At 62.6% G+C, this 25,829-nt stretch carries 23 protein-coding genes and 1 riboswitch; of the genes, 16 read left to right on the top strand and 7 right to left on the bottom strand.

Annotation, left to right across the window (positions count from 1 at the left end; all coding sequences use genetic code 11):
- Positions 1-71 precede the first annotated feature (71 nt).
- Positions 72-2,822: a response regulator gene (locus EPZ47_RS22580; RefSeq protein ID WP_135848054.1), complete on the bottom strand. Its 2,751-nt coding sequence runs from the start codon at positions 2,820-2,822 to the stop codon at positions 72-74.
- 256 nt (positions 2,823-3,078) lie between these two features.
- On the opposite strand from EPZ47_RS22580, the gene cysM reads away from it, so the two are divergent.
- From cysM to EPZ47_RS22555, 5 genes are all read left to right on the top strand, one after another.
- A complete protein-coding gene (cysM, locus tag EPZ47_RS22575) occupies positions 3,079-3,981 on the top strand; it encodes a cysteine synthase CysM (protein ID WP_135846757.1) in 903 nt (300 codons plus the stop codon).
- Positions 3,981-5,351: a 23S rRNA (uracil(1939)-C(5))-methyltransferase RlmD gene (gene rlmD, locus EPZ47_RS22570; RefSeq protein ID WP_135846756.1), complete on the top strand. Its 1,371-nt coding sequence runs from the start codon at positions 3,981-3,983 to the stop codon at positions 5,349-5,351. Before cysM ends, rlmD begins: the two co-directional genes overlap by 1 nt.
- 101 nt (positions 5,352-5,452) lie before the next feature.
- Positions 5,453-7,699, top strand: a complete 2,247-nt coding sequence (gene relA, locus EPZ47_RS22565; RefSeq protein ID WP_135846755.1) for a GTP diphosphokinase — start codon at positions 5,453-5,455, stop codon at positions 7,697-7,699.
- Between the two features lie 187 nt (positions 7,700-7,886).
- A complete protein-coding gene (gene mazG / locus EPZ47_RS22560) occupies positions 7,887-8,720 on the top strand; it encodes a nucleoside triphosphate pyrophosphohydrolase (protein ID WP_135846754.1) in 834 nt (277 codons plus the stop codon).
- A 26-nt stretch (positions 8,721-8,746) separates the two neighbouring features.
- On the top strand, positions 8,747-9,286 hold the full coding sequence (locus tag EPZ47_RS22555) for a DUF2058 domain-containing protein (protein ID WP_135846753.1): 540 nt from the start codon (positions 8,747-8,749) through the stop codon (positions 9,284-9,286).
- Positions 9,287-9,369: 83 nt separating this feature from the next.
- Here EPZ47_RS22555 and EPZ47_RS22550 read toward each other — a convergent pair whose 3' ends face one another.
- The 4 genes from EPZ47_RS22550 to purM all read right to left on the bottom strand — a co-directional run bounded on the left by EPZ47_RS22550 (position 9,370) and on the right by purM (position 12,290).
- Positions 9,370-9,564 carry a hypothetical protein gene (locus tag EPZ47_RS22550; RefSeq protein ID WP_025215049.1) on the bottom strand — a complete coding sequence of 65 codons (195 nt, stop codon included), beginning with the start codon at positions 9,562-9,564 and terminating at the stop codon, positions 9,370-9,372.
- Between the two features lie 295 nt (positions 9,565-9,859).
- Positions 9,860-10,573, bottom strand: coding sequence for a DUF3108 domain-containing protein (locus EPZ47_RS22545; protein WP_134925419.1), 714 nt, complete (start codon positions 10,571-10,573; stop codon positions 9,860-9,862).
- Positions 10,574-10,581: 8 nt separating this feature from the next.
- A complete protein-coding gene (gene purN / locus EPZ47_RS22540; protein ID WP_135846752.1) occupies positions 10,582-11,232 on the bottom strand; it encodes a phosphoribosylglycinamide formyltransferase in 651 nt (216 codons plus the stop codon).
- The gene (gene purM, locus EPZ47_RS22535) at positions 11,232-12,290 is read right to left on the bottom strand and encodes a phosphoribosylformylglycinamidine cyclo-ligase (protein WP_135846751.1); all 1,059 of its coding nucleotides are present in this window, start codon (positions 12,288-12,290) and stop codon (positions 11,232-11,234) included. The genes purN and purM overlap by 1 nt, the downstream gene beginning before the upstream one ends.
- Before the next feature lie 364 nt (positions 12,291-12,654).
- On the opposite strand from purM, the gene EPZ47_RS22530 reads away from it, so the two are divergent.
- The 5 genes from EPZ47_RS22530 to EPZ47_RS22510 all read left to right on the top strand — a co-directional run bounded on the left by EPZ47_RS22530 (position 12,655) and on the right by EPZ47_RS22510 (position 17,247).
- Positions 12,655-13,713, top strand: coding sequence for a DUF2066 domain-containing protein (locus tag EPZ47_RS22530; protein WP_135846750.1), 1,059 nt, complete (start codon positions 12,655-12,657; stop codon positions 13,711-13,713).
- Positions 13,714-13,746: 33 nt separating this feature from the next.
- Positions 13,747-14,820 carry an AI-2E family transporter gene (locus EPZ47_RS22525; protein ID WP_135846749.1) on the top strand — a complete coding sequence of 358 codons (1,074 nt, stop codon included), beginning with the start codon at positions 13,747-13,749 and terminating at the stop codon, positions 14,818-14,820.
- A gap of 181 nt (positions 14,821-15,001) precedes the next feature.
- The gene (gene hda, locus EPZ47_RS22520; protein WP_003178999.1) at positions 15,002-15,706 is read left to right on the top strand and encodes a DnaA regulatory inactivator Hda; all 705 of its coding nucleotides are present in this window, start codon (positions 15,002-15,004) and stop codon (positions 15,704-15,706) included.
- Positions 15,707-15,918: 212 nt separating this feature from the next.
- Entirely contained in the window at positions 15,919-16,545 is a 627-nt protein-coding gene (locus EPZ47_RS22515) for a C40 family peptidase (RefSeq protein WP_135846748.1), read from the top strand.
- A gap of 165 nt (positions 16,546-16,710) precedes the next feature.
- On the top strand, positions 16,711-17,247 hold the full coding sequence (locus tag EPZ47_RS22510; RefSeq protein WP_135846747.1) for a C40 family peptidase: 537 nt from the start codon (positions 16,711-16,713) through the stop codon (positions 17,245-17,247).
- Positions 17,248-17,340: 93 nt separating this feature from the next.
- On the opposite strand, the gene EPZ47_RS22505 is transcribed toward EPZ47_RS22510, so the two are convergent.
- Together EPZ47_RS22505 and EPZ47_RS22500 are read right to left on the bottom strand one after the other, a co-directional pair.
- Entirely contained in the window at positions 17,341-18,651 is a 1,311-nt protein-coding gene (locus tag EPZ47_RS22505; RefSeq protein WP_135846746.1) for a PQQ-dependent sugar dehydrogenase, read from the bottom strand.
- Positions 18,652-18,782: 131 nt separating this feature from the next.
- Positions 18,783-19,367: a hypothetical protein gene (locus EPZ47_RS22500; protein ID WP_135846745.1), complete on the bottom strand. Its 585-nt coding sequence runs from the start codon at positions 19,365-19,367 to the stop codon at positions 18,783-18,785.
- 153 nt (positions 19,368-19,520) lie between these two features.
- Positions 19,521-19,729: riboswitch (cobalamin riboswitch) on the top strand.
- 81 nt (positions 19,730-19,810) lie between these two features.
- Here EPZ47_RS22500 and cobO point away from each other — a divergent pair.
- Genes cobO through EPZ47_RS22470 form a run of 6 tightly spaced genes read left to right on the top strand, consistent with a single transcriptional unit; the run spans position 19,811 to position 25,819 of the window.
- Positions 19,811-20,437, top strand: coding sequence for a cob(I)yrinic acid a,c-diamide adenosyltransferase (gene cobO, locus EPZ47_RS22495; protein ID WP_135846744.1), 627 nt, complete (start codon positions 19,811-19,813; stop codon positions 20,435-20,437).
- Positions 20,434-21,834, top strand: coding sequence for a cobyrinic acid a,c-diamide synthase CobB (locus EPZ47_RS22490; protein WP_135846743.1), 1,401 nt, complete (start codon positions 20,434-20,436; stop codon positions 21,832-21,834). Before cobO ends, EPZ47_RS22490 begins: the two co-directional genes overlap by 4 nt.
- The gene (gene bluB / locus EPZ47_RS22485) at positions 21,831-22,481 is read left to right on the top strand and encodes a 5,6-dimethylbenzimidazole synthase (protein WP_135846742.1); all 651 of its coding nucleotides are present in this window, start codon (positions 21,831-21,833) and stop codon (positions 22,479-22,481) included. Before EPZ47_RS22490 ends, bluB begins: the two co-directional genes overlap by 4 nt.
- Positions 22,478-23,386 (top strand): adenosylcobinamide-phosphate synthase CbiB, encoded by a 909-nt coding sequence (gene cbiB, locus EPZ47_RS22480; RefSeq protein ID WP_135846741.1) that lies wholly within the window; start codon positions 22,478-22,480, stop codon positions 23,384-23,386. Before bluB ends, cbiB begins: the two co-directional genes overlap by 4 nt.
- Positions 23,379-24,371, top strand: a complete 993-nt coding sequence (cobD, locus tag EPZ47_RS22475; RefSeq protein WP_135846740.1) for a threonine-phosphate decarboxylase CobD — start codon at positions 23,379-23,381, stop codon at positions 24,369-24,371. Before cbiB ends, cobD begins: the two co-directional genes overlap by 8 nt.
- On the top strand, positions 24,368-25,819 hold the full coding sequence (locus EPZ47_RS22470; RefSeq protein ID WP_135846739.1) for a cobyric acid synthase: 1,452 nt from the start codon (positions 24,368-24,370) through the stop codon (positions 25,817-25,819). Before cobD ends, EPZ47_RS22470 begins: the two co-directional genes overlap by 4 nt.
- Positions 25,820-25,829: the final 10 nt, after the last annotated feature.

The raw sequence follows: 25,829 nt of genomic DNA, 5'->3' as shown, positions 1-25,829 counted from the left end.
TAAAAAAATAAGCCCGTCCGGGTAGGAGCATGGATTTTCAGCGATTCCGGTTCCAAGGGTATTGCCCTGGATCAGGCGCTGATACGCGCCTCGCTCGCCAGGCGATTGATGGCGCGCTCCAGTTCTTCCAGGGCGGCGGCAGCCTTGGGGTCCTGTTGCTTGAGCAGGGTTTCGCTGCGCTGGCAGGCCGCGCGCAATTGCGGGACGCCACAGTAGCGTGTGGCGCCGTGCAGGCGGTGGACCCGTTCGATCAGGGCATTTTGATCGTTGGCTTCGCTGGCCTGGCGGATCGCTTCGCGGTCGGCTTCCAGGGACGCCAGCAACATCGCCAGCATGTCCGCCGCCAAGTCGGCTTTGCCGGCGGCCAGGCGCAGGCCCTCTTCGTGATCGAGCACCAGCAGTTCGCCGGTGCCCTGGGCATCGCCGCTGCGCTCTGGCGACTGATTGCGCAGGGCCAGGCCGGTCCACTTCAGCACCACTTGGGCCAGTTGCCGCTCGCTGATGGGTTTGGTCAGGTAGTCGTCCATGCCGCTTTGCAGCAAGGCGCGTTTTTCGTTGGCCATGGCGTGGGCGGTGAGGGCGACGATCGGCAATGGCGTGCAGTGCCGCTCGCTTTCCCACTGGCGGATCGCCTCGGTGCTCTGGCGACCGTCCATGCCCGGCATCTGCACGTCCATCAACACCAGGTCGAAGGTTTCCTTTTGCACGGCCTTGACCGCCGCGTAGCCGCTTTCCACGGCCAACACCTTGGCGCCCATGTCTTCGAGCAGGGTTTGCACCAGCAGCAGGTTGGCCGGATTGTCGTCCACGCACAGCACTTTGGGTGCGCGGCTGGCCACCGGTTCGTGGGGTTCGCTGCGAGGCGGCCGCGGGTTGACCAGGTCGGAAAGCGAGCGGCGCAACTTGCGGGTGCAGGCCGGCTTGGCCTGCAACTGGCTGTGGGGGTTGGGCACCGAGAGGTGGTACAGCGTCTGTTCGGTGGTGGGGCACAGCACCAGCACTTTGCAGCCCAGGTGCTCCAAGTCCCAGATGTGCTGGTTGAGGCGTTCCGGCGGCATGTCGTTGCTGGTGATGCCGAGTACGGCGAGGTCGATTGCCTGATCGGTCTGGTGGGCGATGGTCACGCCGTTGGTCAGGTTTTCAAGGGTGTTGAAGGGCGTCACTTGCAGGCCGCAGTCTTCGAGCTGGTGCTGCAAGGCCTGACGGGCCAGTTCATGGTTTTCCAGCACCGCCACGCGCCGGCCCAGTAACGGCGGGCCGGGCAGGTCTTCGGCATCGTCACGGGTCTTGGGCAAGCGCAGGCTGATCCAGAACTCCGAGCCTTCGCCCGGTGTACTGTCAACACCGATCTCGCCGCCCATCTGTTCCACCAGGCGCTTGGAAATCACCAGGCCCAGCCCCGTGCCACCCGGTTGCCGGGACAGCGAGTTGTCGGCCTGGCTGAACGCCTGGAACAGCGCCCGCACATCCTGGTTGGACAGGCCGATGCCGGTGTCCTGGACGCTGATGCGTAACTGCACGCTATCTTCGTGTTCGTCCTCGAGCATGGCCCGGGCGACGATGGTGCCTTCGCGGGTGAACTTGATGGCGTTGCTCACCAGGTTGGTGAGGATTTGCTTGAGACGCAGCGGATCGCCCACCAGCGACAGCGGCGTGTCCCGGTACACCAGGCTCACCAGCTCCAGTTGTTTGGCGTGTGCGGCGGGGGCGAGGATGGTCAAGGTGTCCTGCAGCAGATCGCGCAGGTTGAACGGAATGTTGTCGAGCACCAGCTTGCCGGCCTCGATCTTGGAGAAGTCGAGGATCTCGTTGATGATCCCCAGCAGGCTGTCGGCGGACTTTTCAATGGTGCCCAGGTAGTCGAGCTGGCGCGGGGTCAGTTCGCTTTTCTGCAACAAGTGGGTAAAGCCGAGGATGCCGTTGAGCGGCGTGCGGATTTCATGGCTCATATTGGCCAGGAATTCGGACTTGATCCGGCTCGCTTCCAGGGCCTCCTTGCGGGCCAGGTCCAGCTCGATGTTCTGGATCTCGATGGTTTCCAGGTTCTGGCGCACGTCTTCAGTGGCCTGGTCGATGCTGTGCTGCAATTCTTCCTGGGCGTTCTGCAAGGTGCCGGCCATGCGATTGATGCCCGAGGCCAGTTCATCCAGCTCCTGGCTGCCCAGTGGTGGCAGGCGGGTTTCCAGATGACCGTCCTTGAGTTGGGCCACGGCCTGTTTGATCAGGCTCAGCGGTCGATTGATCGTGCGGCCCATGCGCAAGGCCAGCAACGCGGCCAGGCCCAGGCCGGCGCCGATCAGCAGCAGGCTGGCGAACAGGCTGCGGTAACCGCGCAGTAACATGCCGCTGTGGGACAACTCCAGCTCGACCCAGCCCAGCAGGCGGTCGGCTTCTTCGGGGATCAGTTCGCCGGCCAGGTTGCGGTGTTTACCGAACACCGGCAGCAGGTAGCGCGTGGCGTCGTTGCCAGTGCGCTGCAGCAATTGCGCACTATTACCTTCCGGTGCGCGGTTGAGCATGGTCGGACCGGCATGGGCCAGCGGCGTGCGGTCGGGGGCGAGGAAGGTGACGGCGCGTACATCTGTCTCTTCGAGGGACTGCGTCGCGATGCGCTCCAGCAGATCGCTGTCCTGGCGGCTCATGGCCGGGGCGACCAGCGGCGCGAGCTGTTCGGCGATCATCTCGCCCCGTTGCAGCAACTGGGCGTGCAGGTCCGCTTGCTGCATCCAGGTGAAATAACCACCCAGGACCAGCGCCATCAGGCTGGTCGGCAACAGGGTCAGCAACAACACGCGGCCTTTGATTCCCAGTTTCTTGAGCACACTTGTCTCCTGCATCCAGCGGTCTGATTGAGCTTTGCGCGCATCCGGCACGCAATACCTGCGCAGTGTAGCGATTTGCAGGCGGGCAATCTTCGTAAAGTTCATGTCGCTGTGCATCCTTACGGGCTTACATCCGGCAGCCCCCCACGCGCGTTGCTTATTCCCATAAGCCATAACCACCACACTTTGCGTGATATGGCCTTGCAAGGTTTGCCGGTATGATAGGCGCCCCCGCAGTCCGGATTGCGAATACGCCATGACTTTGCAGTACCCAACCATCGCCGATTGCGTCGGCAACACTCCGCTGGTCCGTTTGCAGCGCCTGCCTGGCGTTACCAGCAATACGCTTTTGCTCAAGCTCGAAGGGAATAACCCAGCGGGTTCGGTCAAGGACCGGCCGGCGCTGTCGATGATCACCCGTGGTGAATTGCGCGGGCAGATCCAGCCTGGCGATACGCTGATCGAAGCGACCTCCGGCAACACCGGCATCGCCCTGGCCATGGCGGCGGCGATCAAGGGCTACAAGATGATCCTGATCATGCCCGACAACTCCAGCGCCGAGCGTAAGGCGGCGATGACTGCCTACGGTGCCGAGTTGATCCTGGTGACCCAGGAGGAGGGCATGGAAGGTGCCCGGGACCTGGCCGAGCGCATGCAGGCCGAAGGCCGTGGCAAGGTGCTGGATCAGTTCGCCAACGGCGACAATCCCGAAGCCCACTACACCACCACCGGCCCTGAGATCTGGCGCCAGACCGACGGCACCATCACTCATTTCGTCAGCTCGATGGGCACTACCGGCACCATCATGGGCACTTCGCGCTACCTCAAGGAACAGAATCCGAACGTGCAGATCATCGGCCTGCAACCGATGGAAGGCTCGGCCATCCCCGGTATCCGGCGTTGGCCTGAAGAGTATCTGCCGAAGATCTACCAGGCCGAGCGCGTGGACCGCATCATCGACATGGCCCAGAGCGAAGCCGAGGACGTGACCCGTCGCCTGGCGCGCGAAGAAGGCATCTTCTGTGGCGTGTCTTCGGGCGGTGCCGTCGCGGGCATGCTGCGCCTGTCGAAGGAAGTTGAAAACGCGGTGATCGTCGCGATCATCTGTGACCGTGGCGACCGTTACCTGTCGACCGGCATTTTCGACGCGCCCAACTGATGGCCAAGCAAGAGAGAGGTTTGCGCTTTCAGCCCAGCGGCGGAAGCCGGACCCCGCAAGTGCCCACCGGTAAAAAGCAGCGCTTGACCATCGAGCGCCTGGCCAACGATGGCCGAGGCATCGCCTTTGTCGACGGGCGCACCTGGTTTGTCATCGGTGCCCTGGCCGGCGAAGAGGTCGAGGCGCGGGTGTTGGGCGCCCATGGCAAAGTGGTCGAGGCCCGCACCGAGCGGGTGTTCCTGTCCAGTGAACTGCGGCGAGCGGCACCCTGCGTCCATGCCGGTCGTTGCGGCGGTTGCAGCGTCCAGCATTTGCCCCATGAAGAACAACTTGCCCTGAAACAGCGCATGCTCGCCGAGCAGTTGTCGCGAGTGGCCGGGGTGGAACCGGATGAATGGGCCGCGCCGTTGAGCGGACCGGAATTCGGTTATCGGCGTCGCGCCCGCGTGGCGGTGCGCTGGGACCAGAAGGCGAAAAAACTCGACGTGGGCTTCCGTGCCGTTGGCAGCCAGGACATCGTCGCCATCGGCGATTGCCCGGTGCTGGTACAGCCCTTGCAGCCGATCATGAGCCGCTTGCCGGACATGCTCCGACGCTTGAGCAAACCCCAGGCGCTGGGGCATGTGGAATTGTTCGCCGGCTCGTCCCTGGCAGTGTTGCTGCGGCACATGGCGCCGTTGTCGGACGCCGACCTGAGCATCCTCAAGGATTTCTGTGCGTTCCACGAAGCCCAGTTGTGGCTGCATGGCGAAGGCGAGCCACAACCGGTCGAGCCGGGACAAACCCTGGGGTTCCGCTTGCAGGCCTGGGATCTTGACCTGGCTTACCGGCCAGGGGACTTCATCCAGGTGAACGCCGGGGTCAACGAGGCGATGATTGCCCAGGCGCTGCAATGGCTCGCGCCGCAAGCCGAGGAGCGGGTGCTGGATCTGTTCTGCGGCCTGGGCAACTTTGCCTTGCCGCTGGCCAGGAGCGTGCGCCAGGTGGTGGCCGTCGAAGGCGTGCAGACCATGGTGGACCGTGCGGCGGCGAATGCCCTCAGCAACAATTTGAATAACACTGCCTTTTTTCAGGCCGATTTATCCCAGCCACTGGCGGGTGCGCAATGGATCGGCGAAGGCTTTTCTGCGGTACTCTTGGACCCACCCCGTGACGGTGCTTTCGAGGTGGTGCGCAAGTTGGCGTCCCTGGGCGCCAGACGGTTGGTATATGTATCGTGCAACCCGGCAACTTTGGCCCGGGACACGGTCGAATTGATCAAGCAGGGCTACCGGTTAAAACGTGCCGGGATTCTCGATATGTTTCCTCAGACGGCACATGTCGAGGCCATGGCGTTATTTGAAGCGAGCCAGGATGGCTTGTCCGACTGACCCGTTCGTGCCAACGCGCCACAGCCTTGGGCGCACACACGAACACCAAAGGGCAGCGATGTTGACGCATTGAATCTGCGTCGTAGGGAAGGTAAGTAAAGATGGTACAGGTGAGAGCACACCAGCCGATCAACACCGACGGCAGTATCAATCTCGAGGCTTGGCTCGATCACGCGGTCAGTATCGACACGGCACTGGATCGCGAAGCCTTGAAGGCCGCCTGCGAGTTCGCTCGTGAGGCGGAACAGCAACACAACGCGGCGAAGAACCTATGGTCCGAAGGCACCTCGAGTTTCCAGACGGGCCTTGAGATCGCCGAGATCCTCGCCGACCTCAAACTCGACCAGGATTCGCTGGTGGCGGCGGTGTTGTACCGTGGCGTGCGCGAAGGCCAGATCCAGCTCCCGGTGGTCAGCCAGCGCTTCGGCACGGTGGTCGCCAAGCTGATCGACGGCGTGCTGCGCATGGCCGCCATCAGCGCCAGCCTCAGCCCGCGCCAGTCCATGGTCCTGGGCACCCAGGGCCAGGTGGAAAACCTGCGCAAGATGCTGGTGGCGATGGTCGACGACGTGCGCGTCGCGCTGATCAAGCTGGCCGAACGAACCTGCGCGATCCGTGCGGTGAAAGCCGCCGATGACGAAAAGCGCAACCGCGTCGCCCGGGAAGTGTTCGACATCTACGCGCCCCTGGCCCACCGTCTCGGCATCGGCCATATCAAGTGGGAGCTGGAGGACCTGTCCTTCCGTTACCTGGAGCCCGACCAGTACAAGCAGATCGCCAAGCTGTTACATGAGCGGCGCCTGGACCGCGAGCGCTTCATCACCGATGTGATGACCCAACTGCGCGAAGAATTGCAGGCCACCGGCGTGGAAGCCGACATCAGTGGCCGGGCCAAGCACATCTATTCGATCTGGCGCAAAATGCAGCGCAAAGGCCTGGAGTTCAGCCAGATCTACGACGTTCGCGCCGTGCGTGTACTGGTCCCGGAAATGCGCGACTGCTACACCGCGCTGGGGATCGTCCACACCTTGTGGCGGCACATTCCCAAGGAGTTCGACGACTACATCGCCAACCCCAAGGAAAACGGCTATCGCTCGCTGCACACTGCGGTGATCGGCCCCGAGGGCAAGGTGCTGGAAGTGCAGATCCGCACCCACGCCATGCACGAGGAGGCCGAGCTGGGCGTCTGCGCGCACTGGAAATACAAGGGCACCGACGTCAAGTCCGGGTCGAACCACTACGAAGAAAAAATCTCCTGGTTGCGTCAGGTGCTCGAGTGGCATGAAGAGCTGGGTGACATCGGCGGCCTGGCCGAACAGCTGCGGGTCGATATCGAACCGGATCGGGTCTACATCTTCACCCCCGACGGTCACGCCATCGACCTGCCCAAGGGCGCGACGCCGCTGGACTTTGCCTACCGGGTCCACACCGAGATCGGCCACAACTGCCGTGGCGCCAAGATCAACGGGCGGATCGTGCCGCTCAACTACAGCCTGCAGACCGGTGAACAGGTCGAGATCATCACCAGCAAGCACGGCACGCCGAGCCGTGACTGGCTGAACCCGAACCTGGGCTACATCACCACATCGCGGGCGCGGGCGAAGATCGTCCACTGGTTCAAGTTGCAGGCGCGTGACCAGAACGTCGCCGCCGGCAAGACCCTGATCGAGCGCGAACTCAGTCGCCTGGGCCTGCCTCAGGTGGACTTCGACAAGCTGGCCGAAAAGGCCAACATGAAGACCGCCGAAGACATGTTCGCCGCCCTCGGTGCCGGCGATCTGCGTCTGGCACAACTGGTCAACCTGGCCCAGCAACTGGTGGAGCCGGAACGCGGCAACGAACAACTGGAACTGATCCCGCGCAAGGCCACCGGCTACAAGCCAGGCAAGCGCGGCGATATCCAGATCCAGGGCGTGGGCAACCTGATGACCCAGATGGCGGGCTGCTGCCAGCCGTTGCCGGGGGATGCGATCGTCGGCTACATCACCCAGGGCCGTGGCGTGAGCATTCACCGCCAGGACTGCGCCTCGGTGCTGCAACTGGCCGGCCGTGAACCGGAGCGGATCATCCAGGTCAGCTGGGGCCCGGTGCCGGTGCTCACCTATCCGGTGGACATCGTCATCCGCGCCTACGACCGCTCCGGCCTGCTGCGTGACGTGTCCCAGGTGTTGCTGAACGAGCGGATCAACGTGCTGGCGGTCAACACCCGTTCGAACAAGGAAGACAACACCGCGCTGATGTCCCTGACCATCGAGATTCCGGGGCTGGATGCGCTGGGGCGGTTGCTGGGGCGGATTTCCCAGCTGCCGAACATCATCGAGACCCGGCGCAATCGGACGCCGGGTTAATCGCAGTCCAAATGTAGGAGCAAGCCTGTGGGAGCAAAGCTTGCTCGCGATAACGGTGGGTCAGTCCCCATATAGGTTGGGGTCACCACCGCAATCGCGAGCAAGCTTTGCTCTCACAGACCTGCTCCCACAGGCTTGCTCTCATTGGGTTATTTCCCACAGTGTTTTGTGTGATGGGACGGATTTAATGTACAGCCTTGAAGACCTGCTCCACCTGATGAGCCGCCTGCGCGACCCGCAGTACGGCTGCCCGTGGGACATCAAGCAAACCTACGCCACCATCGTTCCCCATACGCTTGAGGAAGCCTACGAAGTGGCCGATGCCATCGAGCGCGGCGACTTCGATCACTTGCAGGGCGAGCTGGGCGACCTGTTGTTCCAGGTGGTGTATTACAGCCAGCTGGCCCGGGAAGAAAATCGCTTCGAATTCGCCGGCGTGATCGACAGCATCACCCGCAAGCTGATCCGGCGCCATCCCCATGTGTTTCCTACCGGTGACCTCTACGCGCCCGTGGACATCCCGCGCCTGAGCGAAGAGCAGGTCAAGCGGCGCTGGGAGGAAATCAAGGCCGAGGAGCGTGCTGAGAAAGCCTCGGCGCCGGAGCAGTTGTCGTTGCTCGACGATGTGCCGGCGGCCTTGCCGGCGTTATCCCGCTCGGCGAAGTTGCAAAAGCGTGCCGGTCAGGTCGGTTTCGACTGGCCAGGCCCGTTGCCGGTGCTCGACAAAGTCCGCGAGGAACTGGACGAAGTGCTCGAAGCCATGGCCGACAATGACCCGGTGGCCATCAGCGATGAGATCGGCGATCTGCTGTTCAGTGTGGTGAACCTGGCTCGCCACCTCAAAGTTGACCCGGAAACGGCCCTGCGTGGCGCCAACGGGAAATTCGAAAGACGCTTCCGATTTATCGAACAGGCATTGCGCGACACCCACCGTCCCATGGAAGATTGCACCCTCGAAGAGTTGGACGCCTTGTGGGGCGAAGCCAAACGCCAGGAAAAGAATTTGCCCAGCTGTGGCTGAGGCCGTTGCCTAAGTGAGTAAGCACCATGAGCCTTTCCCTTCGCGACCAGTTGCTCAAAGCAGGGCTGGTCAACCAAAAGCAGGCCAAGCAGGTCGGCAAAGAGAAACAGAAGCAGCAGCGTCTGGCCCACAAAGGCCAGATCGAACTGGATGACTCCCAGCAGCGCGCGGCCCAGGAGGCCATGGCCGAGAAGGTCAAGCGCGACCAGGAACTCAATCGTCAGCAACAGGAAAAGGCCGAGCAGAAGGCCCGGGCCGCGCAGATCAAGCAATTGATCGAAGTCTCGCGCCTGCCGAAGCTGACCACTGAGGACTATTACAACTTCGTCGACGACAAGAAGGTCAAGCGCCTCTCGGTCAACACCCTGATGCGCAATAAGCTGAGCAGTGGCTCGCTGGCGATCGTCCATCATGCCGGCGGTTACGAAGTGATCCCACGCGAAGCGGCCCTGAAGATCCAGGAGCGCGACCCCCAGCGCATCGTCCAGCTCAATACCCAGACCGAAGAAGTGGATGCGGATGATCCGTACGCGGCGTATCAGATTCCTGATGATTTAATGTGGTAAGCCGGGCGCAATGCCATTGAGCTGAAACACAGAACCTGTGGGAGCGAGCTTGCTCGCTCCCACAGGATTTTCATCGCCAATTCTTACGATTCTGCCATCTCGCGCGAGCGCAGCCTTTCTTCGCGCTCCAGCTCAGCCTTGTAGCTATGGGCATCCGTCTCGGAATGGAACATCCCCACCAGCAAATCCTGTTGATGCACATCCCAGATCCGGATACCGGCGGCAATGCCTTCGTGGGACATATGGGCGTCATCACGTTCAGTTACTTTCACAGTCATCTTGCAAGCTCCAATCTCTGTTATCTGCAGCAAGGCGTGTGCAGGACTTTGTTATAGATTTGGATAGCCGGCTAAGTAAATGCCTGGGTTCGTTAAGAAGTTTTCATGAAAAACTCAATATTCCTGCAGGCCAGGCAGTGCGCGGCATTCTGTCGCAGGAGGTGTTCATGAAGAAGGTTTCATGCAGGAGGTAATCCTTCGGTAAATGCAAAAACCTGTGGGTTCATTTGGGTAATCAGGAAACCCAGGCAAAAAGAAGCCCCGCATAGGCAGGGCTTCTTGTTTTCGGCGTGGCTCAGCTGCCTTTCACAGCCTTGCCGTTGACCGTACCGTCCAGGAGCATGATGTTGTACTCCTTGCCGTCAGTCTCGACCTGTTGCAGGCGCACCAGCAGGTAGTCCCAGTCCTTGGCGAACCAGAGCACGGTGATGCGTTTGCTTTGTGTCGGGTCACGCACGCGCTCGACCTTGATTGCGTCGATCTGGCCGGCCTTGGTGTCGACCTTTTCCGAACCCAGCACGCGGAAGTCATAGGTATCGACTTCGCCGTCATCGACGACCTGATAGCTCATGCTTTTCTTGCCGGCCGCTACGTCGTGCTGCAGGGCCAGCTGATAAGTGGATTTATCGACCATGCCACGGTTGAGCGGCAGTTTGACCGCGTCGCCGCGATCGGTGCCGGTGACCATCTTGGTGTTCCAGTCGAAGTCCAGGTCGGCCTTCTTGGCTTTGCCCAGGCCGCCGCGTTCGAAGTGGTAGGACTGTGGCAGCAGGGTGTCCTTGTCCAGGGTCAGGGTGCTTTCTTCAGTCAGGCTGGCGATCATCATCGAAGCCTTGAAACTCAGCTTCCAGGTGCCGTTGGCCTCCTTGGTCAGGTTGCGCTCGGCGGTGCCGCTCATGGGCAACTGTTTCCAGTCGGCGGTGTAGCTGGCGGAGAACGGTTGAAGTTCTGCAGCCTGTGCCAGGGGCAAGGCCAGCAGAGCGCAAGCGAAGAGCAGGGCGCGACGCATAAAATCTCCTAGTATCGAATCAAATGGCCGCTGGCGGCGAGTAACTGGCCGTCCAGTGAGGCACCGCGATCGTCGAGGGTCAACCGTCCTTCGGCAAACCAACGCACGGCCATCGGGTAGATCTGGTGCTCGCGGGCGTGAACCCGTTGCGCCAGGCTTTGTGGCGTGTCGTGCAACTCTACCGGTATTACTGCCTGTACGACCAGTGGTCCGCCATCGAGTTCCTCGGTGACGAAGTGCACCGAGCAGCCATGCTCCGTGTCACCGGCCTCCAGCGCCCGCTGGTGAGTGTGTAACCCTTTGTATTTGGGCAGCAGCGAGGGATGGATATTGAACAGGCGGCCCTGGTAGTGACGCACGAAACCGGCGCTGAGGATGCGCATGAAGCCGGCCAGCACCACCAGGTGCGGATTGAAGGTGTCGATCTGTTCGATCAGTGCGGCGTCGAAGGCTTCGCGGCCCTCGAACGCCTTGTGATCCAGGACGCGGGTGTCGATCCCCGCATCCTTGGCGCGTTGCAGGCCGTAGGCGTCGGCGCGGTTGGAAATCACCGCGCGGATACGGACCGGGCTGTCGCCGGTCCGCGTGCTGTCGATCAGGGCCTGCAAGTTGCTGCCGGTGCCAGACAGCAGCACCACCACGTCACAGGTTGCGGACATCAGTGCGCCTTAAGGTTTTTCAGCTCGACCTGGGCAGCGCCTTCGGCGGCGGTGGCGATCTGGCCGATGACCCAAGGCTGCTCGCCGGCTTCACGCAGTACCTTCAGGGCCGTCTCGACGTGCTCCTGGGCCACGCAGATGACCATGCCCACGCCGCAGTTCAGCACGCGGTGCATTTCGGTTTCATCAACGTTGCCTTTCTCTTGCAGCCAGTCGAACACCGCCGGGCGGGTCCAGCTTGCTACGTCGACCACCGCCTGGGCGCCTTTTGGCAGTACGCGCGGGATGTTGTCCAGCAGGCCGCCACCGGTGATGTGGGCCATGGCCTTGACGGCGCCGGTGTCCTTGATCAGCTTGAGCAGCGGCTTGACGTAGATGCGGGTCGGAGCCATCAGCAGGTCGGCCAGTGGCTTGCCGTCGAGCTGGGTGTTCTCGATGTCGGCACCCGAGACTTCGATGATCTTGCGGATCAGCGAGTAGCCGTTGGAGTGCGGGCCGGAGGACGGCAGGGCGAGCAGGGCGTCGCCAGCGGCGACTTTCGAGCCGTCGATGATCTCGGCCTTCTCCACGACGCCGACGCAGAAACCGGCCAGGTCGTAGTCTTCGCCTTCGTACATGCCCGGCATTTCAGCGGTTTCGCCGCCGACCAGGGAGCAGCCGGACAATTCGCAGCCGGCGCCGATGCCGGTCACTACCTGGGCGGCGGTGTCGACGTTGAGTTTGCCGGTGGCGTAGTAGTCGAGGAAGAACAGCGGCTCGGCGCCGCAGACCACCAGGTCGTTCACGCACATGGCCACCAGGTCGATGCCGATGCTGTCGTGCTTGTTCAGGTTCAGTGCCAGGCGCAGCTTGGTGCCGACGCCGTCGGTGCCCGAGACCAGCACCGGTTGCTTGTAGCCGGCCGGGATCTCGCAGAGGGCGCCGAAACCGCCCAGGCCGCCCATGACTTCCGGACGCGCAGTGCGCTTGGCGACGCTCTTGATGCGTTCGACCAATGCTTCACCGGCGTCGATGTCTACACCGGCGTCCTTGTAGCTCAGGGAGGGTTGCTTGCTCATGATCCAGGCCTTTAGGGGGGATTTCTGGGTAACGACCGACGCCGGGGCCATTGAATAACCGTTGTACGAATTATTCCGGGTGCCCAGCCATTGCCGGTCTGCGAAGGCGCGCGATTTTATCAGGCTTGAGGGGCAGCGGCCATCCTCGCGCCGACGGGCAGGGACATATCCACGGAAAAAAACCGATATTTCTTATATTGGTACTGTGTAGCGCGTCTGTATAAGGTGTAGCGGTAACCGGTTATGGTGATGACAGGGCGAAACTTCCATCGGGCGTGTGAATGTTTTGCCGGGTGCTGTGGTCACAGCCATGCTCAATCTTCTTCACGCGGCCTGTTCCAGCCGTTATGTCCGGGAATCTTCCATGCGTTTGTTCAAATTCTTGTCTGTGGGCTGCTTGTCGCTGATCAGCCTGGCGAGCCATGCCGAAACCCTCAATGGCCTTTATCAAGTGCTTGAGCCGGTCAGCAACCAGGCCCCGGAGGAGCGTAACCAGGCGACCCTGCGCGCCCTGGACACCCTGGTTCTGCGCCTGACCGGCGACGCCAAGGCCGCCCAGAATCCTGGCCTGGCGGCGGTCCGCAAGGACCCGCAACAGATCATTCTTCAATATGGCTACGACGCCGGCCCACCGGAAAGCCTCAAGGTCGACTTCGACCCGGTGAGCACGGATCGGGCCTTGCGCACGGCGGGGTTGTCGCTGTGGGGGGCGAACCGGCCGTCGATCCTGGGCTGGTGGCTGAACGATTCGACCGAGGGTTCCAGCCTGGTGGGCGATGGCCAGGCCAGCGCCGCGCCATTGCGCCGCGCCGCCCAGCACCGGGGCCTGCCGCTGCGGCTGCCGTTGGCAGACTTGAGCGAGCAGATCGTCGCCACCGCGCCGAACCTGGAGGGCAACGATCCCGCTCCGCTGCGGGATGCCTCGGAGCGCTACGCGGCGGACGCCTTGCTGGCAGTCCACGCCAAGGAAGAGGGCGGTCAGTGGCAGGGGACCTGGCGCTTGTGGCTGGGGGATCAGCGCGAGCAGGGCACAGCCCAGGGCGCCGATCCTGCCGCCCTGGCCGATGCGGTGATGTTGGCGGTGAGCCAGCGCCTGGCGCCGCGCTTCGTCGCCAAGCCGGGCGTGGCCACCGAACAATTGTTGGAAGTGCAGGGCATGAACCTTGAGCGTTATGCGGCGCTTGGGCGTTTGCTCGAGCCGTTTGGTGGGCAATTGCAGCGGGTTGAAGGTGACCGGATCGTCTATCGGGTCAACGGCAGCGCCGAGCAGTTGAAAGCGCAACTGGCCCTGGCGAAATTGCAGGAAGTTCCGCCCGGTGAGGCCGTCGCGCCGGAGCCAGCGGCCCAACCAGTTGCTGATGGTTCGGCGCCGGTCGCAGCGCCAACGCCTGCGCCGATTCCCAGCCTGCGCTTCCGCTGGTAGGTTTTCTTTCTTTTATATAGCTAGGAGTGGTTCATGGGCGATACGCGGCGTTGGTTCTGGTTGGGTGGGGTCGCCCTACTGTTTGCGCTTATCTATTTGCTGCATCCGATCCTCACGCCGTTCCTGGTTGCGTTGCTGTTGGCCTACCTGTTCGATCCGGTGGTGGATCGCCTGGAAAAACTCGGTCTGTCGCGGACTTGGGGCGTGGTGGCGGTGTTTGCGCTGTTCACGCTGATTGTGAGCGCCCTGTTGCTGGTGTTGATACCGATGCTCGCCAAGCAACTGGTGCGTCTGTATGAGCTGGCGCCGCAGATGCTCGACTGGTTGCAGCACAGCGCGGTGCCGTGGGTGCAATCGAAGTTGGGCTTGGCGGACGGTTTCTGGAAGTTCGACAAGGTCAAGGCGGCCATCAGCGAGCACATGGGCCAGACCACTGACATCGTTGGCGTGGTATTGAGCCAGGCCACGGCCTCGGGCTTGGCGTTGATGGGATGGCTGGCGAACCTGGTGCTGATTCCGGTGGTGGCCTTCTATCTGCTGCGGGATTGGGACCTGATGATGGCCAAGATCCGCAGCCTGCTGCCACGGCACCGTGAAGAACGCATCATGACCCTGACCGGCGAATGTCACGAAGTGCTCGGGGCGTTCGTACGCGGGCAGTTGCTGGTGATGGTGGCGCTGGGCTTTATCTACGCGGCCGGGTTGATGCTGGTGGGGCTGGAGTTGGGCCTGCTGATCGGCATGATCGCCGGGCTGGCGGCCATCGTGCCGTACATGGGGTTTGTGATCGGGATTGGCGCGGCGTTGGTCGCCGGGTTGTTCCAGTTCGGCGGCGATTTTTACCCGATGATTGGCATTGTGGCGGTGTTCATGGTTGGCCAGGCCCTGGAGGGCATGGTGCTGACGCCGTTGCTGGTGGGCGATCGCATCGGCCTGCACCCGGTGGCGGTGATCTTCGCGATCCTGGCGGGCGGCGAGTTGTTCGGTTTCACCGGAATCCTGCTGGCGCTGCCAGTGGCGGCGGTCATCATGGTGCTGGTGCGCCATATGCACGATCTGTACAAGGATTCGGACATCTATAGCGGCGCCGAAGACCCTGATCTGTAGGGCGAGTGGCAGGCGTGGCAGCTGCCCCAGCGTCAGGGAAACTGCCGCGCCGCTGTCCTGGCGCTGCAAACCTTTGATTTTGCTCGTGGTCCGGCGCATTGTGCGGTCCGCGCCACGGGTATAAACTTTGCACACTTTACACAGAGGCCACTAACGGTTCCTTTGGAACTGTTCAGTCAGCATGAAACCGATTCAGCTGCCCCTAGGTGTGCGTCTGCGTGATGACGCCACCTTTATCAACTACTACCCAGGCGCCAATGCCGCTGCACTCGGCTATGTCGAGCGGCTTTGCGAAGCCGACGCCGGCTGGACCGAGAGCCTGATTTACCTGTGGGGCAAGGATGGGGTAGGGCGCACGCACTTGTTGCAGGCGGCTTGCCTGCGCTTCGAGCAGTTGGGCGAGCCGGCGGTGTATCTGCCGTTGGCGGAGTTGCTGGATCGCGGCGTTGAAATCCTCGACAACCTTGAGCAGTACGAACTGGTCTGCCTGGACGATCTCCAGGCGGTGGCCGGCAAGGCTGATTGGGAAGAGGCGCTGTTCCACCTGTTCAACCGGTTGCGCGACAGCGGTCGGCGCTTGCTGATCGCCGCCTCGACCTCGCCGCGGGAACTGCCGGTGAAGCTGGCGGACCTCAAGTCCCGTCTCACCCTGGCGCTGATTTTCCAGATGCGCCCGCTGTCCGACGAAGACAAACTCCGTGCATTGCAGCTGCGCGCTTCCCGGCGTGGCCTGCACCTGACCGATGAAGTCGGGCATTTCATTCTCACCCGTGGCACCCGCAGCATGAGCGCATTGTTCGAATTGCTCGAACGTCTCGACCAGGCCTCACTTCAGGCCCAGCGCAAGTTGACTATTCCTTTTTTGAAAGAAACCCTGGGCTGGTAGAACCGTTGCAAATAGTGGCTCATAGCCTTGTCTGGGCGCGGCGAAGCCCGCGGCGCTGCTGGGCTGCAGGCTGCGTGACGTTCAAAACGGGCTTAAGCGCTTAGATGTAAACGTAAAACCGAGAAGTCACATTTGCATCGATTGAATTTGCAAATGAGGTTGATAGAAGGCATAGTCTCGCCATCTTTACTACTTCAGCCACGGTCGTGCCCATGCTAAATCGCTTCGCACCCCTCGTGCCTCTCGCACTCGTTACCCTGTTGTTCGGTTGCGCTGCCCACTCTCCAGTGTCCCAGCAAGCACCACAACCACAGGTCCAGAATTCCGTTACCGCCCAGTCTTCCTCCGTTGCGTTCCAGGAAGAAATGGCCTCCGACAAAGAACTGGCAGCCTTCGCCGGCAGCAAGCCTTATCAACTTCCAGTGCTGGCCGACAGCATCCTGGAACGTGGCATGTCGTTGATCGGTACCCGCTACCGTTTTGGCGGTACCTCTGAAGCCGGCTTCGATTGCAGCGGTTTCATCGGTTACCTGTTCCGCGAAGAGGCCGGCATGAACCTGCCGCGCTCCACTCGCGAAATGATCAACGTGAACGCCCCGTTGGTAGCTCGCAATCAACTGGAGCCCGGTGACCTGCTGTTCTTCAGCACCAACGGTCGTCGTGGTCGCGTCAGTCACGCCGGGATCTACCTGGGTGACAACCAGTTCATCCATTCCAGCAGCCGCCGCAGCGGTGGCGTGCGCATCGACAGCCTGGGCGACAGCTACTGGAACAAGACCTTCATCGAAGCCAAGCGTGCCCTCGCCATGGCACCGACTGTGATCACTGCTCGCAAGTAAGCACACAGTTTGTAAGGCAAACTTAAAGTCTTACTTGAAGTTTGCCGCATAGTCGCTAGAATCCTTGATCATTGATTGATGGCAATCCGCCTGCGTACTACGCAGGCGGATTTGTTTTCATGCCCACGGCAGAAAAGCCGCATCCAGATCAGGATTGTTCTGCATATGTCGACGTCGGCCCGCCTCGCTCTCATCTGTCTCGCCGCGCTGCTCAGCGCCTGTGCCAGCCGTACACCACCGCCACCCGCGCCGGTACGGGCTCCGGTAGTCTTTGCGCCCTCGCAAGCCTTTTCCCCGGCCGCCGAAGATGTGCTCTTCCGTGCCTTGGGGTTGGTGGGCACGCCGTATCGCTGGGGCGGAAATACACCGGACTCGGGTTTTGATTGCAGTGGCCTGATTGGCTACGTCTACCGTGACGCCGCCGGCATTTCCTTGCCGCGTTCCACCCGCGAAATGATCGGCATGCGCGCCCCGAGCGTTGGCAAGGAGGCCTTGCAAACGGGTGATCTGATCTTCTTCGCCACCAACGGCGGCTCCCAGGTCAGTCATGCCGGGATCTATGTCGGGGAGGGCCGCTTTGTCCATGCGCCGGCCACCGGCGGTACGGTCAAGCTCGACAGCCTGTCCAAGGCCTATTGGCAGAAAGCCTATCTGAGCGCCAAGCGGGTGTTGCAGCCGGAGCATCTGGCGCGTAATCCCTGACCATTAAATATATGCGCCGCTAGAAAACCCTTGTGGCGAGGGAGCAAGCTCCCTCGCCACAAGTTTCAGTGTCTGCTCAGCTTTTTCGGTAGGTCATTTAGTCGACACCCGCCAAATCTTGTTCCCCACATCATCGGCCACCAACAACCCGCCCTGTTTATCGATCACCACGCCTACCGGCCGGCCCTGGGCTTTTTCGTCGGCGTTCAGGAACCCGGTCAATACATCCACGGGCTGGCCCACCGGTTTGCCGCCGTTGAACGGTACGAAAATCACTTTATAACCACTGTGGGGCTTGCGGTTCCATGAGCCGTGCTGCCCGATGAACGCGCCTTCGGTAAACGGCGCGGGTAAGGCGCTGCCTTCGGCGAAAGTCAGGCCCAGTGAGGCGGTGTGGGGGCCGACGGCGTAGTCCGGGGCGATGGCCTTGGCCACCAGCGCCGGGTTCTGCGGTTCGACGCGGACATCGACATGCTGCCCGTAATAGCTGTAGGGCCAGCCATAGAACGCGCCGTCCTTGACCGACGTGATGTAGTCCGGCACCAGGTCGCTGCCGAGCTCGTCCCGCTCGTTCACTGCCGTCCACAGCGCCCCACTGCGGGGCTCCCAGGCCAGGCCGTTGGGGTTGCGCAGGCCCGAGGCGAAGATGCGGTGATGACCGCTGGCGCGGTCCACTTCCCAGATGGCGGCGCGGCCTTCTTCAGCCTCCATGCCATTTTCCGCGACGTTGCTGTTGGAGCCGGTGGTGACGTACAGCTTGCTGCCGTCGCGGCTGGCGATGACGTTTTTGGTCCAGTGATGGTTCAGCGTGCCGCCCGGCAAATCGACGACCTTGGTCGGCTGCGCCTTGATTTGCGTGTCCCCCTCCTTGTAAGGGAAGCGGATCAGCCGGTCGGTGTCGGCCACGTACAGGTCATTGCCCACGAGGGTCATGCCAAACGGCGAGTTGAGGTTCTCCAGGAACACCGTTCGGGTTTCAGCGACGCCGTCGTGATTGGTGTCGCGCAGCAGCGTGATGCGGTTGGGGCTGGGCACGCCGGCACCGGCGCGGCCCATGACTTTCTTCATCACCCAGCCACGGATGCCCTTGGCATCATCCGGCTTGGGCGGGGCGTTGGTTTCGGCCACCAGCACATCGCCGTTGGGCAGAACGTAGAGCCAGCGTGGATGGTCCAGGCCTTCGGCGAAGGCGCCCACTTGCAGGCCCTCGGCTGGGGTGGGCTTGGCACCTTCCGGCCAGCCGATCGCTTCGGCGATGTTGACGGTCGGGACCAGGGTCTTGTTCGGTTCGGGCAGCTTCGGCGCAGGACCGGTGCCGTCGGACACTTGCAAGGTGGAAGACTCGCCACAAGCGACAAGCCCGGCGGCAAGGGCGACGATCAGAAGGTGCGGTGGCTTGAGCATGCTGGCTTCCCTATGAATGCATGTAGTTATTCATAGAGAAGCGTAGACAGGCGATGGTTCAACTGCAGGCGCGTGTCAGCAGGTAAGCCCACCTGTGGGAGCGAGCTCCCACAGTTCTAGCGTGGATTGAGTCAGCCGTGGGCCTGTTTGAACAGCACCGCAATGCCAGGATGGTAGTGACCGGCCTCGTTGCGCAACTTGCGGTAGGCGTAAGGGAAATACCAGGCCACGGCGCAGGTGTTCTCCTTCTGCAAGTCGTCGATCATGTCCTGCAATTCTTCGGGCGTGGCACTCTGCTGGGCTTTTTGCGGGGCGACGAACAGGCAGCCCAGCTTCAGGTCGCTGGAATAGCTGATGCGTTTGGCATCGCTGGCGGCCTCCGACAGGGGTTGGGTCAGGTTCAGGTTGTTGACCTTGGGCCAGCGTTGGGTGGCCTGGATGAAGGCGCGTTCGTCGGTGCTGGCGATGAACAAATCGGCGCTGACGTTGCGTTCGCCTTCTTCATTCTGCTTGCGGGTCGGGGTGCTTTGCAGTGTGACCATCTCGGCCATCCAGGCGGCAGCCGACAGCAAGCCGAGGTTGGCTTTTTCATCGAACCAGTAAGGCGTGTCGTTATCACCGCGCACGGCATTGTAGCGATCGATGCAGTCAAACCAACGTTCCAGCACCGGGCGCAGGAATTCCAGTTTTGGATTGCTGATGATCATCCCTTGCATGCTTTGCCCTCTTGTTTTTGTGATATCGGGTCGTAGTGTCGCTTTGATATCACTTGCTGCAGGATCACACAAGATTGGCGTCACTTTATTGATGGGCGCCAATGCTTGCCCCGACAGGCGGCTTTAATTGACGCTCCACCCCCAACCCTCTAACCTTCGCCGCTTGTTTCAGGTGCTCTGTGATTGCGATCGACAGAGTGAAACAGGGAAGCCGGTGAGTGCACACGAACCCGGCGCTGCCCCCGCAACGGTAAATGAGTCAACGCTGTGCTTAAGCCACTGTGTCGCAGACATGGGAAGGCGCACAGACCGGCATTGCGCCGCTCATGAGCCCGGAGACCGGCCTGATTCATCCAACGGCATCACGGTGGGCGATGCCAGGCTTGTTGCCGTCTTTTCTTGTGCCCGCCCGCCGTTATCCAGTCCCCAACGGAGGCTTCCCCATGACCGACTCCCCTACCAGCAATGCATCTGATCGCGACGAACGCCACCTGGCGCGCATGCTGCGCAAAAAAGCCGTGATCGACGAGCGCATCGCCAACTCGCCGAACGAATGCGGCCTGCTGCTGGTGCTGACCGGCAACGGCAAGGGCAAGAGCAGCTCGGCGTTCGGCATGCTGGCGCGGTCCATGGGGCACGGCATGCAATGCGGCGTGGTGCAGTTCATCAAGGGCCGCAGCAGCACCGGTGAGGAGCTGTTTTTCCGCCGCTTCCCGGAGCAGGTGCGCTTTCACGTCATGGGCGAAGGCTTCACTTGGGAAACCCAGGATCGCCAGCGCGACATCGCCGCCGCCGAAGCCGCCTGGGCTGTATCGCGGCAATTGCTCAGCGATCCGTCCATTGGCCTGGTGGTGCTCGATGAACTGAACATCGCCCTCAAGCACGGCTACCTCGACCTCGATCAGGTGTTGAGCGATCTGCAAGCCCGTCCACCGATGCAGCATGTGGTGGTGACCGGGCGTGGCGCCAAGCCGGAGATGATCGAGCTGGCCGATACCGTCACTGAAATGGGCATGATCAAGCACGCGTTCCAGGCCGGCATCAAGGCGCAGAAAGGCGTCGAACTGTGAGTGATGCTCGCCACTGCCCGGCGGTGCTGATCGCCGCCCCGGCCTCGGGGCAGGGCAAGACCACCGTCACCGCCGCCCTGGCGCGCTTGCATCGCAACCAGGGACGCAAGGTGCGCGTCTTCAAATGCGGTCCGGACTTCCTCGACCCGATGATCCTCGAACGGGCCAGCGGTGCGCCGGTCTATCAATTGGACATGTGGATGGTCGGCGAGCAGGAAAGCCGCCGGCTGTTGTGGGAAGCCGCCGCCGAGGCGGACCTTATCCTGATTGAAGGGGTGATGGGGTTGTTCGACGGCACGCCGTCCAGCGCCGATCTGGCGCGGCATTTTGGCGTGCCGGTGCTGGCGGTGATCGACGGCACGGCCATGGCCCAGACCTTCGGCGCCCTGGCCTTGGGCCTGGCGCGTTATCAGCCGGACTTGCCGTTTGCCGGGGTCTTGGCCAACCGCGTCGGCACCTTGCGCCACGCGCAATTGCTTGAAGGCAGCCTGACCGAAGGTCTGCGTTGGTACGGCGCGCTGTCCCGGGAAACCGGTATCGAATTACCCAGCCGTCATCTAGGGTTGGTCCAGGCCAGCGAATTGAATGACCTCGACCTGCGCCTCGACGCGGCAGCCGAGGCCTTGGCCGGCAGTTGTGAAGTGGCGCTGCCGCCGGCGGTGGCGTTCGCCGCGCCTGAGCTGATTACCCCGCAGCCGTGGCTCGACGGTGTGCGTATCGCCGTGGCCCGGGACGAAGCGTTTGCCTTCACCTACGGCGCGAGCCTCGATCTGCTGCGGGCCATGGGCGCGCAATTGAGCTTCTTTTCGCCGATCCATGACACCCAACTGCCCGAGGCGGACAGCCTCTATCTACCCGGCGGTTATCCGGAATTGCACCACGTTGCGTTGGCCCGGAACGCGCCGATGCTGGCGGCAATCCGGGCTCACCATGCTGCCGGCAAGCCGTTGCTCGCCGAATGCGGTGGCATGCTGTATCTGCTCGATTCATTGACTGACGTCGACGGCACCCGCGCCGAACTGTTGGGTTTGCTCGCTGGTGATGCGCAGATGCAAAAGCGTCTGGCGGCCCTGGCGTTGCAAGCGGTGGAGTTGCCGGAAGGTGCCTTGCGTGGGCATACCTATCATCATTCCCTGACTAGCACTGAACTTGAACCGATAGCCCGTGGGCATAGCCCCAATGGCGGGCGAGGGGCGGAGGCGGTGTTCCGGCAGGGGCGGATGACGGCTTCTTATGTGCATTTCTATTTTCCGTCGAATCCGCGGGCGATTGCCGGGCTGTTTGCACCTGACCTTGAGGCCGCCTTCGCGAGCAAGCCCGCTCCCACAGGGGATTGTGTGATCTCAAGTGCAGCGCCAGCCAGTGTGGGAGCGAGCTTGCTCGCGAAGAGGCCATGACAGACACCGCTTTCTCCCAGGCCGAACGCGACGCCATTTATCGCGCCATCGCCGAACGCCGTGACATGCGCCACTTCACTGGCGGCACGGTCGAACCGGCCTTGCTGCGCCGCCTGCTGGAAGCCGCGCACCAGGCCCCCAGCGTCGGCCTGATGCAACCCTGGCGGTTCATCCGCATCAGCGACCGCGCCTTGCGCGGGCAGATCCGCCAACTGGTGGAGCAGGAGCGCATCCGCACCGCCGAGGCCCTGGGCGAGCGCAGCGATGACTTCATGAAGCTCAAGGTCGAAGGCATCAACGATTGCGCCGAGGTGCTGGTGGCGGCGTTGATGGAGGATCGCGAGCGGCACATCTTCGGTCGCCGGACCTTGCCGGAAATGGACCTGGCTTCGCTGTCCTGCGCGATCCAGAACCTCTGGCTGGCTTCCCGCGCCGAAGGGTTGGGGATGGGCTGGGTGTCGTTGTTCGAACCCCAGGCTTTGGCCGACTTGCTGGGCCTGCCCGACGGTGCCAAGCCACTGGCGATCCTCTGCCTGGGCCCGGTCGAGGCTTTTTACCCGGCGCCGATGCTCGCCCTGGAAGGCTGGGCGCAACCGCGTTCGCTGAATGAACTGCTGTATGAAAACCATTGGGGAGTGAGCCCATGAGTGTGGCGTTGCTCAGTGCCGCCGCGGTGGCGCTGGATGCGCTGTTGGGCGAGCCCCGGCGCTGGCATCCGCTGGTGGCATTCGGCGGCTTTGCCGACCGTATCGAACAACGCTTCAATTCCGGCGGCCGTGGCTGGCGCAGCCACGGGGTGACGGCGTGGATCATCGCTGTGGTGCCATTGACCTTGCTGGTCACAGCCCTGTCCTGGGCACCGATGGTGGGCTGGCTGGTGGAAATCCTCGCGTTGTATTGCGCCCTCGGCCTGCGCAGCCTCGGTGAACATGTCGAGCCGGTGGCCCGGGCGTTGCGCGGTGGCGATCTGGACGAGGCGCGCAAGCGTGTTGGCTATCTGGTCAGCCGCGAAACCGCTGAACTGGATGAAACCGCCGTGGCCCGCGCCGCCACCGAGTCAGTGCTGGAAAACGGCAGCGACGCGGTGTTTGCCGCGCTGTTCTGGTTCGCCGTGGCCGGTGCGCCCGGCGTGGTGCTCTACCGGCTGAGCAATACCCTCGACGCCATGTGGGGCTATCGCAACGAACGCTTCGAGCGTTTCGGCTGGGCTGCGGCGAAAATCGACGACGTGCTCAACTACATTCCGGCGCGCCTGGTGGCGTTGACCTACGCCGTGCTCGGCCAAACTCGCCTGGCGCTCAAATGCTGGCGCAGCCAGGGCCCGACCTGGGACAGCCCCAATGCCGGGCCGGTGATGGCCGCCGGTGCTGGCGCATTGGGCGTCGAGCTGGGCGGCGCGGCGGTGTATCACGGCGAACTGCACCAACGTCCACCGCTGGGCGAGGGCGTGCCGGCGAGTGCCGATTCCATTGATCGCGGCTGGCAATTGGTCCAGCGCGGGGTATGGTTGTGGTTGCTGATTCTCTGCCTGGGAGCTGAGTTTTATGCTTGAGCACGGTGGACGCCTGCGCAACGCGGCCCGGCAATACGGGATTGCCGAGGCCGACTGGCTCGACTTGTCCAGCGGCCTGGCGCCTTGGCCATTCGACGTCCCGGCGATTCCCCTGCGAGCCTGGGCGCGCCTGCCGGAAACCGATGATGGTTTGGAGCAGGCTGCCTGCGACTACTACGGTGCGTTGAATGTGCTGCCAGTGGCCGGTTCACAGATGGCCATCCAGTTGTTGCCACGCCTGCGTCGGGCCGGCAAGGTCGGCGTGCTCTCGCCGTGTTACGCCGAGCACGCCGAAGCCTGGCGCCGCAGTGGTTACATCGTGCGCGAAGTGCTGGAGCCGGAAGTGGATTTCTTCCTCGATAGCCTCGACGTACTGGTGGTGGTCAACCCGAACAACCCCACCGGCCTGAATCTGACCCCCGAACGCTTGCTGGACTGGCATGCGCGCCTGGCCCAGCGCGGCGGCTGGCTGGTGGTGGATGAGGCCTTCATGGACATCACGCCGCAGTTGAGTCTGGCGGCTCACACCCATCAGGTCGGGCTGATTGTGCTGCGTTCGTTCGGCAAGTTTTTTGGCTTGGCCGGGGTTCGCCTGGGGTTTGTCCTGGCCGAGCGGCGGTTACTCAAGTTGCTTGCTGAGCAGGTCGGGCCGTGGGCCGTGAGCGGACCCACCCGGGTGCTGGGCCAAGCCTGTCTGCTGGACACCGGGGCCCAGGTCCGCCAGCGCCAACGCTGCGAAGCCACCAGCCAACGCCTGGCGCTGACTCTGGAACGCCATGGCTTCAAACCCCAGGGCGGCTGCGGATTGTTCCAATGGCTGGTCACCGAGCACGCTGTGGGGCTTCACGATTTTATGGCCCATCGCGGCATTCTCCTGCGACTGTTTGTGAACAACAGCAGCCTGCGCTTCGGGCTCCCGGCGGATGACGCGGAGTTCCTGCGTCTGGAACAGGCGCTTGAGGCTTACACCAAGGACATTCAATGACCACTGTGATGGTGCAGGGCACCACCTCCGATGCCGGCAAAAGTACCCTGGTCACGGCGCTGTGCCGCTGGGTCAGGCGCCAGGGTGTGAGCGTGGTGCCGTTCAAGCCGCAGAACATGGCCCTCAACAGCGCGGTGACCGCCGACGGCGGCGAAATCGGCCGCGCCCAAGCCGTGCAGGCCCAGGCCGCCGGGCTCGAACCGCACACCGACATGAACCCGGTGCTGCTCAAGCCCAACAGTGATACTGGCGCTCAAGTCATCATCCATGGTCGCGCCGTCACCACCATGAACGCCGTGGCTTATCACGATTACAAAGCCATCGCGATGCAAGCGGTGCTGGCCTCGCACCAACGCTTGAGCGCCGCATATCCCGTGGTGATGGTGGAGGGCGCCGGGTCGCCGGCAGAGATCAATCTGCGTGCCGGTGACATCGCCAACATGGGCTTTGCCGAGGCGGTGGACTGCCCGGTGCTGCTGATCGCCGATATCAATCGCGGCGGGGTGTTCGCCCATCTGGTCGGAACCCTGGAGTTGCTTTCACCCAGCGAGCAGGCGCGGATCAAGGGCTTCATCATCAACCGTTTTCGCGGCGACATCGCCTTGCTGCAACCGGGCCTGGACTGGCTGGAGGCGCGCACCGGCAAACCGGTGATCGGCGTGTTGCCCTACGTGATGGACCTGCACCTGGAAGCCGAGGACGGCCTCGACCAACGCCAGATCGACAAGGTCGAGCAGGTACTCAAAGTAGTGGTGCCGGTGTTGCCGCGCATCAGCAACCACACCGATTTCGATCCGCTGCGCCTGCACCCGCAGGTTGACCTGCAATTCATCGGCCCCGGCCAAACCATCCCGCCGGCCGACCTGATCATTCTGCCCGGTTCGAAAAGCGTGCGCAGCGACCTGGCCTACTTGCGCGCCAATGGTTGGGACACGGCGATCCAGCGTCACCTGCGCTACGGTGGCAAGTTGCTGGGCATCTGCGGTGGTTTGCAGATGCTTGGCCAGCAGGTTCACGACCCGCTGGGGCTGGAAGGCGCGGCGGGCTCCAGTGCCGGGCTGGGCCTGCTGGCTTTCGAAACGACCCTGGAACACGAGAAGCAACTGCGCAACGTGTGCGGGCGATTGGCCTTGGAAGAGGCTGAGGTTAGCGGCTACGAAATTCACGCGGGCGTGACCACAGGCCCGGCCCTGGAAAACCCGGCGGTGCATCTGGAGGACGGCCGTTGCGACGGCGCCCAGAGCCTCGACGGGCAGATTTTCGGCACCTACCTGCATGGCCTGTTCGAATCGCCTCAGGCCAGCAGTGCGTTGTTGCGCTGGGCCGGGTTGCAGTCTGTGCAGACGGTGGATTACCACGGCTTGCGCGAGCGGGATATCGAGCGGTTGGCGGATCTGGTGGAGCGGCATTTGGATACCGTGGTGTTGCGTGAACTCTGTGGGATTTAGGTCGATTCGG

This window comes from Pseudomonas viciae, from assembly GCF_004786035.1.
Lineage (GTDB): Bacteria > Pseudomonadota > Gammaproteobacteria > Pseudomonadales > Pseudomonadaceae > Aquipseudomonas > Aquipseudomonas viciae.
The sequence above is the reverse complement of the archived record's forward strand: the minus strand, read 5'-3'. Positions and strand labels throughout refer to the sequence as shown.

What these genes read in the sequence shown, in the direction of transcription:
- EPZ47_RS22505 (WP_135846746.1), bottom strand. Translation starts at nt 18,651, where the DNA reads ATGCTCAAGCCACCGCACCTTCTGATCGTCGCCCTTGCCGCCGGGCTT.
- purM (WP_135846751.1), bottom strand. Translation starts at nt 12,290, where the DNA reads ATGAGCAAGCAACCCTCCCTGAGCTACAAGGACGCCGGTGTAGACATC.
- mazG (WP_135846754.1), top strand. Translation starts at nt 7,887, where the DNA reads ATGTACAGCCTTGAAGACCTGCTCCACCTGATGAGCCGCCTGCGCGAC.
- EPZ47_RS22525 (WP_135846749.1), top strand. Translation starts at nt 13,747, where the DNA reads ATGGGCGATACGCGGCGTTGGTTCTGGTTGGGTGGGGTCGCCCTACTG.
- EPZ47_RS22550 (WP_025215049.1), bottom strand. Translation starts at nt 9,564, where the DNA reads ATGACTGTGAAAGTAACTGAACGTGATGACGCCCATATGTCCCACGAA.
- EPZ47_RS22545 (WP_134925419.1), bottom strand. Translation starts at nt 10,573, where the DNA reads ATGCGTCGCGCCCTGCTCTTCGCTTGCGCTCTGCTGGCCTTGCCCCTG.
- purN (WP_135846752.1), bottom strand. Translation starts at nt 11,232, where the DNA reads ATGTCCGCAACCTGTGACGTGGTGGTGCTGCTGTCTGGCACCGGCAGC.
- bluB (WP_135846742.1), top strand. Translation starts at nt 21,831, where the DNA reads ATGACAGACACCGCTTTCTCCCAGGCCGAACGCGACGCCATTTATCGC.
- cobD (WP_135846740.1), top strand. Translation starts at nt 23,379, where the DNA reads ATGCTTGAGCACGGTGGACGCCTGCGCAACGCGGCCCGGCAATACGGG.
- relA (WP_135846755.1), top strand. Translation starts at nt 5,453, where the DNA reads ATGGTACAGGTGAGAGCACACCAGCCGATCAACACCGACGGCAGTATC.
- EPZ47_RS22515 (WP_135846748.1), top strand. Translation starts at nt 15,919, where the DNA reads ATGCTAAATCGCTTCGCACCCCTCGTGCCTCTCGCACTCGTTACCCTG.
- EPZ47_RS22530 (WP_135846750.1), top strand. Translation starts at nt 12,655, where the DNA reads ATGCGTTTGTTCAAATTCTTGTCTGTGGGCTGCTTGTCGCTGATCAGC.
- EPZ47_RS22510 (WP_135846747.1), top strand. Translation starts at nt 16,711, where the DNA reads ATGTCGACGTCGGCCCGCCTCGCTCTCATCTGTCTCGCCGCGCTGCTC.
- cysM (WP_135846757.1), top strand. Translation starts at nt 3,079, where the DNA reads ATGACTTTGCAGTACCCAACCATCGCCGATTGCGTCGGCAACACTCCG.
- EPZ47_RS22470 (WP_135846739.1), top strand. Translation starts at nt 24,368, where the DNA reads ATGACCACTGTGATGGTGCAGGGCACCACCTCCGATGCCGGCAAAAGT.
- cobO (WP_135846744.1), top strand. Translation starts at nt 19,811, where the DNA reads ATGACCGACTCCCCTACCAGCAATGCATCTGATCGCGACGAACGCCAC.
- cbiB (WP_135846741.1), top strand. Translation starts at nt 22,478, where the DNA reads ATGAGTGTGGCGTTGCTCAGTGCCGCCGCGGTGGCGCTGGATGCGCTG.
- EPZ47_RS22555 (WP_135846753.1), top strand. Translation starts at nt 8,747, where the DNA reads ATGAGCCTTTCCCTTCGCGACCAGTTGCTCAAAGCAGGGCTGGTCAAC.
- hda (WP_003178999.1), top strand. Translation starts at nt 15,002, where the DNA reads ATGAAACCGATTCAGCTGCCCCTAGGTGTGCGTCTGCGTGATGACGCC.
- EPZ47_RS22500 (WP_135846745.1), bottom strand. Translation starts at nt 19,367, where the DNA reads ATGCAAGGGATGATCATCAGCAATCCAAAACTGGAATTCCTGCGCCCG.
- rlmD (WP_135846756.1), top strand. Translation starts at nt 3,981, where the DNA reads ATGGCCAAGCAAGAGAGAGGTTTGCGCTTTCAGCCCAGCGGCGGAAGC.